This is a genomic window from Paraburkholderia sp. SSBN10T, assembly GCF_056619545.1.
This window is the reverse complement of record NZ_JBWQQI010000007.1, coordinates 128,467-141,883: the sequence shown is the minus strand read 5'-3', so window position 1 is coordinate 141,883 and position 13,417 is coordinate 128,467. Positions and strand designations below refer to the sequence as shown.

Annotated in this window: 16 protein-coding genes; 14 read left to right on the top strand and 2 right to left on the bottom strand. The window is 62.3% G+C overall.

Translation table 11 applies throughout. From position 1 onward, the window contains the following. Both AC1ECK_RS13235 and AC1ECK_RS13230 read right to left on the bottom strand, forming a co-directional pair. Complete coding sequence (locus AC1ECK_RS13235; protein ID WP_480319704.1) at positions 1-720, bottom strand: SAM-dependent methyltransferase; 720 nt, start codon at positions 718-720, stop codon at positions 1-3. Next, positions 717-1,334, bottom strand: coding sequence for a Maf-like protein (locus tag AC1ECK_RS13230; protein WP_480319702.1), 618 nt, complete (start codon positions 1,332-1,334; stop codon positions 717-719). Before AC1ECK_RS13230 ends, AC1ECK_RS13235 begins: the two co-directional genes overlap by 4 nt. 265 nt (positions 1,335-1,599) lie before the next feature. Between AC1ECK_RS13230 and AC1ECK_RS13225 the strand changes: the two genes are divergently transcribed. The 14 genes from AC1ECK_RS13225 (at position 1,600) to AC1ECK_RS13160 (ending at position 13,281) form a co-directional block, all read left to right on the top strand. Continuing rightward, positions 1,600-2,238, top strand: coding sequence for a DUF177 domain-containing protein (locus AC1ECK_RS13225; RefSeq protein WP_480319700.1), 639 nt, complete (start codon positions 1,600-1,602; stop codon positions 2,236-2,238). A 99-nt stretch (positions 2,239-2,337) separates the two neighbouring features. Continuing rightward, positions 2,338-2,517: a 50S ribosomal protein L32 gene (gene rpmF, locus AC1ECK_RS13220; protein ID WP_006051932.1), complete on the top strand. Its 180-nt coding sequence runs from the start codon at positions 2,338-2,340 to the stop codon at positions 2,515-2,517. A 124-nt stretch (positions 2,518-2,641) separates the two neighbouring features. Continuing rightward, positions 2,642-3,748 carry a phosphate acyltransferase PlsX gene (plsX, locus tag AC1ECK_RS13215; RefSeq protein WP_480319698.1) on the top strand — a complete coding sequence of 369 codons (1,107 nt, stop codon included), beginning with the start codon at positions 2,642-2,644 and terminating at the stop codon, positions 3,746-3,748. Further along, complete coding sequence (locus AC1ECK_RS13210; protein ID WP_480319696.1) at positions 3,748-4,737, top strand: beta-ketoacyl-ACP synthase III; 990 nt, start codon at positions 3,748-3,750, stop codon at positions 4,735-4,737. Before plsX ends, AC1ECK_RS13210 begins: the two co-directional genes overlap by 1 nt. A gap of 116 nt (positions 4,738-4,853) precedes the next feature. Further along, positions 4,854-5,786, top strand: coding sequence for an ACP S-malonyltransferase (gene fabD / locus AC1ECK_RS13205; protein WP_480319694.1), 933 nt, complete (start codon positions 4,854-4,856; stop codon positions 5,784-5,786). A gap of 79 nt (positions 5,787-5,865) precedes the next feature. Further along, the gene (fabG, locus tag AC1ECK_RS13200) at positions 5,866-6,615 is read left to right on the top strand and encodes a 3-oxoacyl-ACP reductase FabG (RefSeq protein ID WP_480319692.1); all 750 of its coding nucleotides are present in this window, start codon (positions 5,866-5,868) and stop codon (positions 6,613-6,615) included. Positions 6,616-6,766: 151 nt separating this feature from the next. Continuing rightward, positions 6,767-7,006: an acyl carrier protein gene (acpP, locus tag AC1ECK_RS13195; protein ID WP_004197638.1), complete on the top strand. Its 240-nt coding sequence runs from the start codon at positions 6,767-6,769 to the stop codon at positions 7,004-7,006. Between the two features lie 255 nt (positions 7,007-7,261). Next, a complete protein-coding gene (gene fabF / locus AC1ECK_RS13190) occupies positions 7,262-8,500 on the top strand; it encodes a beta-ketoacyl-ACP synthase II (RefSeq protein ID WP_480319690.1) in 1,239 nt (412 codons plus the stop codon). 129 nt (positions 8,501-8,629) lie between these two features. Beyond that, positions 8,630-8,995: a protein YgfX gene (locus tag AC1ECK_RS13185; RefSeq protein ID WP_480319687.1), complete on the top strand. Its 366-nt coding sequence runs from the start codon at positions 8,630-8,632 to the stop codon at positions 8,993-8,995. A gap of 101 nt (positions 8,996-9,096) precedes the next feature. Next, a complete protein-coding gene (rpoE, locus tag AC1ECK_RS13180) occupies positions 9,097-9,696 on the top strand; it encodes an RNA polymerase sigma factor RpoE (protein WP_006051939.1) in 600 nt (199 codons plus the stop codon). A gap of 83 nt (positions 9,697-9,779) precedes the next feature. Beyond that, positions 9,780-10,403, top strand: a complete 624-nt coding sequence (locus AC1ECK_RS13175; protein WP_480319685.1) for a sigma-E factor negative regulatory protein — start codon at positions 9,780-9,782, stop codon at positions 10,401-10,403. Between the two features lie 4 nt (positions 10,404-10,407). Beyond that, positions 10,408-11,451, top strand: a complete 1,044-nt coding sequence (locus AC1ECK_RS13170; protein WP_480319683.1) for a MucB/RseB C-terminal domain-containing protein — start codon at positions 10,408-10,410, stop codon at positions 11,449-11,451. Between the two features lie 28 nt (positions 11,452-11,479). Further along, complete coding sequence (locus tag AC1ECK_RS13165; protein WP_480319681.1) at positions 11,480-13,021, top strand: DegQ family serine endoprotease; 1,542 nt, start codon at positions 11,480-11,482, stop codon at positions 13,019-13,021. Beyond that, entirely contained in the window at positions 13,018-13,281 is a 264-nt protein-coding gene (locus tag AC1ECK_RS13160) for a glutaredoxin family protein (RefSeq protein ID WP_480319679.1), read from the top strand. Before AC1ECK_RS13165 ends, AC1ECK_RS13160 begins: the two co-directional genes overlap by 4 nt. The last annotated feature ends 136 nt before the right edge of the window (positions 13,282-13,417 follow it).

The following is a 13,417-nucleotide window of genomic DNA, read 5'->3' as shown; positions in this document are numbered from 1 at the left end:
TCAAACGGCAAGCAGCAGGAAAATCGCCGGGCGCTTGTGCAAATCAGGCGCCGGCGCCTTTTTCCAGTCCGCCGCCGTGCGGCTGGCGATGGTCTCCGTTTCCAGCGTCAGGTCGACCGCCACACAAACCAGCGTCGACGGCGCGCAGCTTGCCAGCAGCGTGTCGAGCAGCGCCTTGTTGCGATAAGGCGTCTCAATGAAGATCTGGGTCTGCTTCCCCTTGCGCGATTGCTGTTCCAGCTCGCGCAACCGCTTGGCCCGTTCGGCCGCATCCACAGGCAAGTAGCCGTGAAATGCAAAGCTCTGGCCGTTCAGTCCGGAAGCCATCAATGCCAGCAGGATCGAACTCGGGCCGACGAACGGCACGACCTTGACGCCGCGTTCGTGCGCCCGCCGCACCAGCAAAGCACCCGGATCGGCTACGGCCGGACAGCCGGCCTCGGAGACAAGGCCGGCGTCAGTACCGGCCAGAAGCGGCGCCAGCAGCTTGTCGATCTCACCCGCCGGTGTGTTCACATTCAGTTCGCGAATTTCAATTTCCTGGATCGGGCGCTCGGTACCGACCTTCTTCAGGAAAGCGCGGGTGGTTTTCGCGTTTTCGCCAATGTAGTAGTGCAGGGCCGCCGCGCGAGCCCGTACCGGTGCGGGCAGGACTGCGTCGAGCGCCGCGGCGTCGCCTTCGCCGAGCGTGTTCGGGATCAAATACAGTGTGCCGCTCATTGCGCCCCCAGCAAAGGAAAGCCTGCCGCCAGCAGCATCTGCGACAGCGCAATCAGCGGCAGTCCGACGAGCGCCGTCGGATCGTCCGACCTGATCGCATCCAGCAGCGCAATGCCGAGCCCTTCGGATTTGGCGCTGCCGGCCACGTCGTAAGGTGTTTCGGCGCGCAGATAGGCGTCCAGCTCGGCGTCGGAAAGATTCCTGAAGCGGACCGTGGTGATGACGTCGAGCGTCTGCGCGCTGCGGTTGCGACTATTGAACAGGCACAGCGCGCTATGAAACAGCACTTCGCGGCCGCGCATGGCCTGCAACTGGGCGAGCGCCTTGTCGTGCGAGCCCGGCTTGCCGATTTGCAGGCCGTCGTAGGTGGCGACCTGATCCGAGCCGATCACCAGGGCGTGCTCGCCGGCGTTCAGTTGGGCGGCAACGGCGCGCGCTTTGACTTCGGCGAGCCGCAGTGCGGTCGTTTCGGGCGTTTCGCCCGGCAGGGGCGTTTCGTCGACAGCCGGCACAATGACGTCGAACGATACGCGCAGGCGTTCCAGAAGCTCGCGGCGATAGCGCGAACTCGACGCCAGAATCAGGCGCGGCGGGCGGGAAGGGGTATCCGGCATGGTGAACCAACGGCTAGAGAGGGCAGGCCACACGGGCCTTGGCGCGTGCGGGCTTAAGTGTTTGACTCGAAAAGACAAAACGGATATGATTTTGGGCTTTTCATCGGTATGTGCATGTTGCCTCCATGTTGCAAGTGAGCTCCATACCCGCCGCAGCCTTGCTGCAACTAGGGTTTGTCTCGTAGTGGAAGCAGCGCCTTAACGGGCAACATACAAGGCACCTACCGATTACCCCGGCTAAATCCGTGCCGACGCAGGAGCGCACATGACTCAACATCCTGGCAAACCTGCTGGTCTTACCGACCCGCATGAGCTCGATCTGTTCGAATTCGCGCGCAGTGGGCGCCAGGCCGCGGGTGTCGTGCGCGTCTCGCAACTGCCGCGCATGTTAAACGAAGTTCCGGCGGAAGCGCCAGAGCGCGCAAGCGCGTTCACCTGGCAGGCCGAAGGGGCGACGCAGCCGGAATTGCAGGACGACGGCACCGAGGGTCCGCAGCCTTATCTCAGGCTCGCGATTCACGGGGTTGCATGGCTCGAATGTCAGCGGTGTCTCGCGCCGTATGAGCAGGCGTTCAACGTCGATGCGACATATCGGATCGTCAACACTGAGGCGGAAGCCGAAGAGTTTCCGCTCGACGAGGATGAAGTCGATGTGATCGTGGGTTCAACCCAGTTCGATCTTATCGACTTGATCGAAGAAGAGTTGCTGCTGAGTTTGCCGCTGGTGCCCAAGCATGATGTCTGCCCTGAAGTGCACGAGTCTCTCGTGTCAGGGGTGGCGGGTGAAGAGGGCGACGAAGCCGCGCAGGGTGAGGCTGAAGAGGGCGATGAGCCCGCTCGGCCCAATCCGTTTGCGGCGCTCGAAGCCCTTAAAAAGGGCGGTCCCGGCGGCGAAAAGCACTGAACAGTTGCATAGGAGCACGATGCGGCGCGCCGGCCATCCGGCCAGTGGCGATTGCAGTATCGGGCTGTGTTAGAATTCGGAAAATTTTTAGGAGTTATCATGGCAGTCCAACAAAACAAGAAGTCGCCGTCGAAGCGCGGCATGCACCGCTCGCACGATTTCCTCACCGCAGCGCCGCTGGCTGTCGAACCGAGCACGGGTGAGGTGCATCTGCGTCACCACGTTAGCCCGAACGGCTACTATCGCGGCAAGAAAGTCGTCAAGACGAAGAACGACTAATCGTTCCACAGCGTTGCGCCCCTTGGCGTTTCGCGTGGCGATCGGCTCGCTTGACATTTTCCCGGCTCGACAAAAAGGCGGCATTCTACTGCCGCTTTTTTACGCCTGAAATTCGTCGCACTCCATGACAGTAAAGCTCACAATAGATTGCATGGGGGGCGACCACGGCCCGTCCGTGACCGTTCCCGCGGCTGTCAATTTCGTTCGTTCGCATCCTGATGCGCAACTGATGCTGGTTGGCATCGAAAGCGCCATTCGCGCCCAGCTCAAGAAGTTAAAGGCTGAGGGCGAGCCTGCTCTGGTCGTTGTGCCCGCTTCCGAGATCGTCGCCATGGACGATCCGGTTGAGGTCGCGCTGCGCAAGAAGAAAGACTCGTCGATGCGCGTCGCGTTGAACCGCGTCAAGGAAGGCGAGGCTCAGGCCTGCATCTCCGCCGGCAACACCGGCGCGCTGATGGCAGTGTCCCGCTATGTTCTGAAAACGCTCCCGGGCATCGAGCGCCCGGCGATTGCGTTCGCGCTGCCCAATCCCACCGGCTATACGATGATGCTCGACCTGGGCGCCAACGTCGATTGCGAGCCGCAGCATCTGCTGCAGTTCGCGGAGATGGGGCATGCGCTTGTGTCCGCGCTGGAGGGCAAAGACCGTCCTACGATCGGCCTGCTCAACATCGGCGAAGAGGTCATCAAGGGCAACGAGACCATCAAGCGTGCCGGTGAACTGCTGCGAGCGAGTACACTGAATTTTCACGGTAACGTCGAAGGCGACGACATCTATAAGGGCACGACCGACGTGATCGTCTGCGACGGTTTCGTCGGCAATGTCGCGCTGAAGACGTCGGAAGGGCTCGCGCAAATGCTGAACAACATCATCAAGGAAGAGTTCGGCCGTTCGTGGCTGACCAAGGTGATGGCGGTCCTTGCATGGCCGGTGTTAATGCGCTTCAAGAAGCGTGTGGACCATCGGCAATACAATGGTGCTGCACTGCTCGGCCTGCGCAGTCTTGTGATCAAGAGCCACGGCTCGGCAGACGCCTACGCGTTTGAGTGGGCAATCAAACGCGGGTATGATGCCGTCAAAAACGGCGTGCTGGAACGCCTTGCGCGGGCCATGGAAGAGAACGCGGGTTCTCTGGAACAGGCAACGCGCGACGCAAGCGGTGCGGGTTACGCAAGCCCGGCCGCAGGCCAGCCAGCCGAGCCCTACGCTGCGCTATCCTCGAAGGCATAATGGCTCAATCGACAATTTATTCCCGCGTGCTGGGAACCGGCAGCTATCTGCCTCCCGGACGCGTCACCAATCAGGAACTGGCTGAACGTCTCGCCAGGCAGGGCGTCGAGACGAGCGACGAGTGGATCGTGGCCCGCACGGGCATCCACGCGCGCCACTTCGCAGAACCTGATGTCACCACCAGCGATCTCGCGCTGGTCGCCGCCCAACGTGCGATCGAAGCGGCCGATATCGACCCGCAATCGATCGATCTGATCATTGTTGCCACGTCCACGCCGGACTATGTGTTCCCCAGCACGGCGTGCCTGCTGCAAAACAAGCTCGGCATCAAGAACAACGGCGCGGCGTTCGACGTGCAGGCCGTCTGTTCCGGCTTCGCCTATGCAGTGGCAACGGCCGACAGTTTCATCCGCAGCGGTCAGCATCGCACCGCGCTGGTGATCGGCGCGGAGACTTTTTCGCGCCTGCTCGATTTCAACGACCGCACCACCTGCGTGCTGTTCGGCGACGGCGCCGGCGCAATCATCCTGTCGGCCTCCGATGAGCCGGGCGTGCTCTCGAGCGCCCTGCATGCCGACGGCAGCCACTCCAACATCCTCTGCACGCCGGGCAACGTGAACGGTGGCGTGATCGCCGGCAGCGCGTTCCTGTATATGGATGGCCAGGCGGTGTTCAAGCTCGCGGTCAACGTGCTGGAGAAGGTCGCGGTCGAAGCGCTTACCAAAGCTGGGCTCGCACCGGAACAGGTCGATTGGCTGATTCCGCATCAGGCCAATATCCGTATCATGCAAAGCACGTGCCGCAAGCTCGGCCTGCCGCAGGAACGAATGGTCGTCACCGTGGGCGAGCACGGCAATACGTCGGCTGCCTCCATCCCGCTCGCATTCGACGTCGCCGTGCGCGACGGCCGCATCAAGCGCGGCCAGAACGTTCTGATCGAAGGCGTGGGCGGCGGCTTCACGTGGGGCGCGTCGGTTATCCGCTATTGACCGGCTGCGGGAGCGGCTGCATGAGGCGGCGCGTCGGTTGCGCCGCCCGCAGCGATGAATCGCGTCGCTAGGGCCGCGTGCCGTACGCATCTGAAACATCGAATTTTGAGTATCCCATGAAATTTGCGTTCGTTTTTCCTGGTCAGGGCTCGCAGTCGGTCGGCATGCTCAACGCATTTGCCGATCACGCCATCGTGCGCGAGACGGTTCAGGAAGCCTCCGACGCGCTTGGTCAGGATCTGGGCAAGCTGATCGCCGAAGGTCCGGCCGACGATCTGAACCTCACCACCAATACCCAACCCGTCATGCTGATTGCCGCTTACGCGATCTACCGCGCATGGCAGGCTGCGGGCGGTCCGGCGCCGGCGATCGTCGCTGGCCACAGCCTCGGCGAGTATACGGCGCTGGTCGCCGCCGGCGCGCTGGCGTTCCGTGATGCGGTGCCGCTCGTGCGCTTCCGCGCGCAAGCCATGCAAACGGCTGTGCCGGTGGGCGTGGGCGGCATGGCGGCGATCCTCGGTCTCGACGACGACACGGTGCGCGCGGTGTGTGCCGAAGCGGCGTCCGTGGGTGTCGTGGAAGCCGTGAATTTCAATGCGCCGGCACAAGTCGTGATCGCCGGCCATAAGGCTGCAGTCGAGAAGGCTTGCGAACTCGCCAAGGCGGCGGGTGCGAAGCGCGCGCTGCCGCTGCCGGTGTCCGCGCCGTTCCATTCGTCGCTGCTCAAGCCCGCTTCGGACCAGTTGCGCGAGTATCTGGCGAGCGTCGAGGTGCAGGTGCCGAAGATTCCCGTCGTCAACAACGTCGACGTGACCATCGTCAACGAACCTGCCGCTATCAAGGATGCCCTCGTGCGCCAGGCAGCCGGTGCGGTGCGTTGGGTCGAATGCGTGCAGGTCATGGCGGGCCAGGGCGTGACGCACGTGATCGAATGCGGCCCGGGTAAGGTGCTGGCGGGTTTGACCAAACGCATCGACGGCAATCTGGTCGGCGCTTCGGTGTTCGATCCGGCTTCGCTCGAAGAAACGCTTAAGCTCGTGACGGCCTGAGCGCTGCGTCAGCAGCAGCCAACAACACCAGCCAGCCTCAAGATTGCAATTAGCCCGTAAGGGCACTCCGGACTGACAGATGGAAAAGACTCTCGATAAGCAGATCGCGATCGTAACCGGCGCGTCGCGCGGCATTGGCCGCGCCATTGCGCTCGAACTGGCGCGTCAGGGCGCAACCGTGATCGGCACGGCAACCAGCGAAAGCGGCGCAAGCGCCATTACCGAAGCATTCAAGGCCGAAGGTGTGAACGGCCGTGGTGCAGTACTGAACGTGAACGATGCGGCTGCAGCGGAAGCGCTGATCGACGGCACCGTAAAGGAATTCGGCGCGTTGCATGTGCTGGTGAACAACGCGGGCATCACCCAGGATCAACTGGCAATGCGCATGAAGGACGACGACTGGGATGCGGTGATCGACACCAATCTCAAGTCCGTGTTCCGCTTGTCGCGCGCCGTGCTGCGCCCGATGATGAAGGCGCGCGGCGGCCGCATCATCAACATCACGTCGGTGGTCGGCTCGGCCGGCAACCCGGGGCAGGTCAACTACGCGGCGGCGAAGGCCGGCGTAGCGGGCATGACGCGGGCGCTCGCGCGTGAGATCGGCAGTCGCGGCATCACCGTGAACTGCGTGGCGCCAGGCTTCATCGACACCGACATGACGAAGACCTTGCCGGAAGAGCAGCAGGCCGCGCTGAAGACCCAGATTCCGCTGGGCCGTCTGGGCAGCCCGGAAGACATCGCGCATGCCGTCGCGTTTCTTGCTTCGCCGCAGGCTGGATATATCACCGGCACGACGCTGCATGTGAACGGCGGCATGTACATGTCGTAACGGAATTCGGTTACCATCCGCGCCGTGACGCGTTTCTCGACGCGTGGGGCGGATGCCTTGACAGGAACCGTGCGCGCCGCTTTTTTGAGGGGCAAACCTGATAAAATGCGCGCACCTGTATTTTTGAACTTCTTTTCCCTTGGAGGGGTTAATGGACAATATCGAACAGCGCGTCAAGAAGATCGTCGCAGAACAACTGGGCGTTGCCGAAGCGGAGATCAAGAACGAAGCATCGTTCGTGAACGACCTCGGCGCTGACTCGCTCGACACCGTCGAACTCGTGATGGCCCTCGAAGACGAATTCGGCATGGAAATTCCGGATGAAGAAGCTGAAAAGATCACGACCGTTCAGCAAGCGATCGACTACGCTCGCGCAAACGTCAAGGCCTAAGGTCATTCGCGCCCGCGTTGCCGGGTTGGCGGCGTGTGACGCCCTGTCGGGCCGGTTTCCGGCATCCGCAGGGCTGGTGCTATTGCCGACGGAGTTGGCGATGACGTCTCCAGCGCAGCGGGCGGTGAGTTGGCTGGTGCATATGCCAGCGAATTTACCCGCGCAGTTTCCAGGTTAACAGCCACAGGGCTCACAGGTCCGATTCCTGTGTCCACTGTGGCTTTTGCTTTTGTCACCCATGAAAAAGAGGTTACCGTGAGCCGTCGTCGTGTTGTTGTTACAGGCCTGGGGCTGATTTCGCCTGTTGGCAATAATGTTGCCGACGGCTGGGCCAATCTGGTCGCCGGCAAGTCAGGTATTGCCGACATCACGAAGTTCGACGCGTCGAACTTCTCGACCCGCTTCGCCGGTGAGGTGAAGGGCTTCAATATCGAGGACTACGTCCCCGGTAAGGAAGCGCGCCATATGGATACGTTTATCCATTACGGCGTCGCTGCCGGCATCCAGGCGATGCAGGATAGCGGTCTCGAAATCACTGAAGAAAACGCCGAGCGCGTCGGTGTCGTGGTCGGCTCGGGCATCGGCGGTCTGCCGATGATCGAAGTGACGCAGACGGAATTGCTGAATCGCGGCCCGCGCCGGATTTCGCCGTTCTTCGTGCCGGCCTCGATCATCAACATGATCTCCGGCCACCTGTCGATCAAGTTCGGCATCAAGGGCCCGAACCTCGCCATCGTCACGGCGTGTACCACCGGCCTGCATTGCATCGGCGAGGCTTCGCGCCTGATCGAATACGGCGACGCGGACGTGATGATCGCGGGCGGAGCGGAATCGACTGTGTCGCCGCTCGGCATCGGCGGTTTCGCGGCGGCGCGCGCGCTGTCGCAACGCAATGACGATCCCGCCACGGCGAGCCGTCCCTGGGATAAGGATCGCGACGGCTTCGTGCTGGGCGAGGGCGCCGGCGTGATGGTGCTCGAAGAGTACGAACACGCGAAGGCGCGCGGCGCCAAGATTTACGCCGAAGTGAGCGGCTATGGGATGAGCGGCGACGCCTATCACATGACTGCCCCGTTGGAAAACGGCGACGGCGCGCGCCGTTGCATGCTGGCGGCACTGAAGAACGCGGGCGTGAACGTCGACGAGGTGAACTATCTGAACGCGCACGGCACCTCCACGCCGCTCGGCGACCTCGCGGAAACCACCGGCATCAAGCGCGCCTTCGGCGACCATGCGAAGAGCATGGTGGTGAATTCGACCAAGTCGATGACGGGCCACCTGTTGGGTGGCGCGGGCGGTCTCGAGTCCGTGTTCACCGTGCTGGCCGTGCATCATCAGATCTCGCCGCCGACCATCAACATCTTCAACCAGGATCCGGAATGCGATCTGGATTACTGCGCCAACACCGCGCGGGAGATGAAGATCGACATCGCGCTGAAGAACTCGTTTGGGTTCGGCGGCACGAACGGCACGCTGGTCTTCAAGCGCGCCTGATCCGGGCCTGACCGTTTGACCTCACAGCCCTTGCTAGCCGGTCCGGCGCATCAGCCCGGACCGGCGTCGCCCAACGGAGCGCCGCAGATTATCCTGCGGCGCTCCGTTGCGCTTCGCGGGGCAACAATCGTGTTTATCCTGATTGCCGTGACCGCAGTTAAGGCGAGCCTCGCAGGCTGGCTTGGCGATATCCAGGCAGCGCCTGCTTCGCTGGCTGTGTTGGCCGCGCTGCTGCTGGGCGCGTGGCGGTATTGGCGTGCCGAACCCGCTGCGATCAAAATCGGGTCCGATGGCCTCACCGTCTGGAACCGCACGGGGCAGATGCTCGCGCAGGGCCGTATTGCCGGCTGTTCGCAGTGGAGCGGGTGGCTTCTCATTCTGGCGCTCGCCGGCGCGGATGGACGTTCACGGATCTTCCTGCTCATGGCCGACACGCTTTGCGGCGAAGCGTTCCGGGAACTGGCCGTGCTGGGCCGGCGTGCCTCACGCGTCTGACTGTAACGACTGTAACCGGTGTTACCTTGGCAACCTGACGCGATGATGGGGACGCTACAATGGTGCCCCGCGATGCACCCTATAGTTAACGGATTTATCAGGTGAGCGAAAAAGAAATTGATCAGGTGCTGGTCGAACGCGTCCAGAAGGGCGACAAGGCCGCGTTCGAGCTTCTGGTCTCCAAATACCACCGCAAGATACTCCGGCTGATCTCGCGCCTCGTGCGAGATCCCGCTGAAGTTGAGGACGTGGCTCAGGATGCCTTTATCAAGGCATACCGGGCGCTGCCCCAATTCCGCGGCGAATCGGCCTTTTATACGTGGTTGTACCGGATTGCAGTCAACACGGCAAAGAACTACCTTGCCACCCAGGGTCGGCGCGCACCCACTTCGACCGAAGCAGATGCTGAAGAAGCTGAAACTTTCTCGGATGCCGACCAACTAAGGGATATCAACACGCCTGAGTCGATGTTGATGAGCAAGCAGATCGCCGAGACGGTCAATGCTGCGATGGCGGTTTTACCGGAAGAGTTGCGCACCGCCATTACTCTTCGTGAAATTGAAGGTTTGAGCTACGAAGAAATCGCTGAGATGATGGGGTGCCCAATCGGCACGGTCAGATCACGAATTTTTCGCGCTCGCGAAGCCATTGCGGCAAAATTGCGTCCATTGCTTGACACACCCGAAGGCAAACGCTGGTAGTCGGCCAGCCAGCCCGGCGGGGCAATGAGGCAATATCTGGGTTAGGTGGTGTCACTAGGGGTGTCTGTAAGATGGGGAGCATCATGGGGTCGGTCTCGATGCAATCGCAAGCAAGCTCGCGAGGCGAGCGTCTGTCCGCTTTTGTCGACGGTGAGCTGTTCGGCGAAGAGCATCTGAACACGTTTATTTCCGAGCTGGATCACGAAGATCGTGCATCCTGGTCGCACTACCACCTGATCGGCGACGCGCTGCGTTCGGACGATCTGGCGGTCAGCCCGGCGACCAGCAGTGCGTTCCTCGCCGGCTTTGCCAGCCGTTTCGAGCAGGAGCCGCACGTGCTGGCGCCCGCTGCGATGCCGGTTGCGCGCCGTTTGCTGGCTCTGCGCCGCCGTGTGGTGCCCGCATTTGCGGTTGCCGCTGCCGCCGCCACGCTGACGTGGATCGTTGTGCCGCAACTGCAGGGCGTACCGGGTGGAACGGGCGTGGCCCAGCTCGCGTCTGTCCAGTCCCATGGCGATGTCGTGCAGCGTGTGGCGATGGCCTCCGTGCCGGCGGTGACGGCCCAGCCGGTTCAGGACGGCAACATCATCCGCGACGCCAGCCTCGACCAGTATCTGGAAGCTCATCAGCAGTTCGCGCAGCAACCGGTCATGCCCGGTTCCATGCCGCTGATTCGTACCTCCGCCATGACCACGCAAGGCCAATAGTCTGATGCAGACACTGCGGTTGAATAAAACGACTATCTGGGGGCGGCTGCCGGCATTCCTGTTCTGTGCAGCCGTATTGTTGTCCGCCACGCCGCGTGTCTTTGCGCAATCCGACGATCCGCTCGTCGTCCGCCGCACTGCGGTGGACTTGCTCAACCGGATTCACCAGGCTGCCCAGCAGCAGAATTACGAGGGTGCGTTCGTCTATCAACGGGGCAATTTCGTCCAGACGTCGCGGATCGTGCACTACGCCACCCGTAACGACGGCGAGTTCGAACAGCTCGAAAGCCTGGACGGCAAGCCGCGCAAGATGTTGCGCCATAACGACGAAATGTACACGTTCATCCCTGAGCGGCATCTTTGCGTCGTCGAAAAGCGCCAAAACAAAGATTCGTTTCCGGCACTGCTAGCCGCTAGCAGCGACCAGGTGTTATCGGTGTATGAGCCGAAGCTGCTGGGCGCCGACCGCGTGGCCGGTGTCGACAGTGAGGTCGTCGAGCTCGATCCGAAAGACGCGTTCCGCTTTGCCTACAAGCTTTGGGCGGACAAAAAGACCGGCTTGCTGCTGCGAGCCCAGACGCTCGACCCGAGCGGCCAGGTGCTCGAGCAGTTATCGTTCTCGCAGATCAGCATCGGTGTCCCGGTGGATAAGACCGCGATCGTCAACGGTATCCACAATACGGCTGGCTGGACGCTCGTACGGCCGCCGGTCGAGGCCGTGGACATGGAAGCGCAAGGATGGCAGATCGCGCCCAGCGTGCCGGGCTTCCATAAGATTCGCGAGTTGCGTCGCCCAATGGCGGCACGCGACCCCGGCGAGCCCGCCATCCCGGTCGATCAGGCCGTGTTTTCGGACGGTCTGGCGGCGATTTCGGTATTTGTCGAGCCGGTTGAAAACAACACGCGCAAGGAAGGCGCGGGCAGTAGCGGGGCGACGCACGTGCTGGTTAAGCGTCAAGGTGACTTCTGGATTACTCTGCTAGGGGAAGTGCCCCAAGCCACATTGCAGCAATTTGCGTCTGCCATAGAATATAAGGCTCCCAAGTAATCCCTCGAATCCCTCGGTTGGCTACGATATGACGATTTTCACGGTGCGCAAATTCCTCGCAGCCGCGCTGGTGGCGGTTTGTCTGCCGCTTGTGCCGCATGCGGCGTCGGCGGCTCCCGCAGCCAATCTCCCCGACTTCACCGATCTCGTCGACAAAGTCGGCCCGGCGGTCGTCAACATTCGCACTACCACTCGCGTGTCGAGCGGCGGCAGCACCCGTGGCTTGCCGCCGGGGCTCGACGATGGCGATATGTCCGAGTTTTTCCGGCGCTTTTTCGGCATTCCGTTGCCGCAGCAGCCCGGTTCGCCGCGCGGCGGCGGCGGTGACAACGGCGATAACGGCAGCAGCAGTGGCGGAAGTGGTGGCAGCGGCGGCAGTCAGGACACGCCGGACAACGCCGATTCCGAGCAGAGCAGCGGTGTGGGCTCCGGCTTCATCCTGTCGCAGGATGGCTACGTGATGACCAATGCCCACGTGGTCGACGATGCCGACAACATCTACGTTACGCTGACCGACAAGCGCGAATTCAAGGCCAAGCTGATCGGCGTCGACGATCGCACCGACGTCGCGGTCGTGAAGATCAACGCATCGAATCTGCCGGCAGTCACGATCGGCGATTCGACCAAGGTGCGCGTGGGCGAATGGGTTGTCGCGATCGGCTCGCCGTTCGGCCTGGAAAACACCGTCACCGCGGGCATTGTCAGCGCCAAGGGGCGCGATACCGGCGACTACCTGCCGTTTATTCAGACCGACGTGCCGGTGAACCCAGGCAACTCAGGCGGCCCGCTGATCAACATGCAGGGTGAGGTGATCGGCATCAACTCGCAGATCTATAGCCGCACCGGCGGTTTTATGGGCATTTCGTTCGCGATCCCGATCGACGAAGCGATGCGTGTGGCCGATCAGTTGAAGAGCACGGGTAAAGTCACGCGCGGCCGGATTGCGGTGGCCATCGGCGAAGTGACCAAGGACGTGGCCGATTCGCTCGGCCTGCCGACCGCTGAAGGCGCGCTCGTCAGCAGCGTCGAACCGGGCGGTCCGGCCGACAAGGCAGGCGTGCAGCCGGGCGACATCATCCTGAAGTTCAACGGTCATTCCGTCGATACGGCAACCGATTTGCCGCGCATGGTCGGCGATACGAAGCCGGGCACCAAGGCGAGCATCACCGTCTGGCGCAAGGGGCAAACGCGCGACCTGCCGGTCACGATTGCCGAAATGCAACCGGACAAGACCGCCAAGACGGACGAGAAGCAGGCGCCGCCGCCCAAGCAGCGCGCCACCAACTCGCTGGGCATTGCGGTCAGCGACATCCCGGCCGACCAGCAGAAGACGCTTAAGGTGAAGGGCGGCGTGCAGGTCGATCAGGTGGACGGGCCCGCCGCCCGGGTTGGCTTGCAAAAGGGTGACATCATCCTGCGCGTCGGCGACACGGATATCGTCAACGCGAAGCAGTTCGACGAAGTGGCCGCGCATCTCGATCCGCAAAAGATGGTCGCGCTGCTCGTGCGTCGCGGCGACAACACCCAGTTCGTGCCGCTGCGGCCGCGCGGCGGTTCGGCGCAGAAGTGACGATGGCGGCACCGCTCACGCTGTATGGGCGCGCGTGGTGCCACCTCTGCGAAGAGATGCGCGCCGCACTCGTGCCGTTGCTGGCTGAGTTCGGCGCGAAGGTCGAAGTCGTCGACATCGACGCCGATCCTGCACTCGAAACACGTTATAACGAGCTAGTGCCGGTTTTGGTGTGTGAGGGTGTCGAGTTGTGCCACTATCACCTCGACGAAGGGCGGGTCCGGGCGGCGCTGAGCGCACGTGCCGGGCAGACCCGCTAGCGCATCGAAAGTCTCGGGGCCCGACACGCGTCTGAGCCCACTTTCCGTGCTCTCCTGCAAGATATGCCGGGGCGGAAGCCTTTTTCGGCTAAAATAGACAGGTTTTTCACCTACTTACAAGGCGTGCTCCGCAATC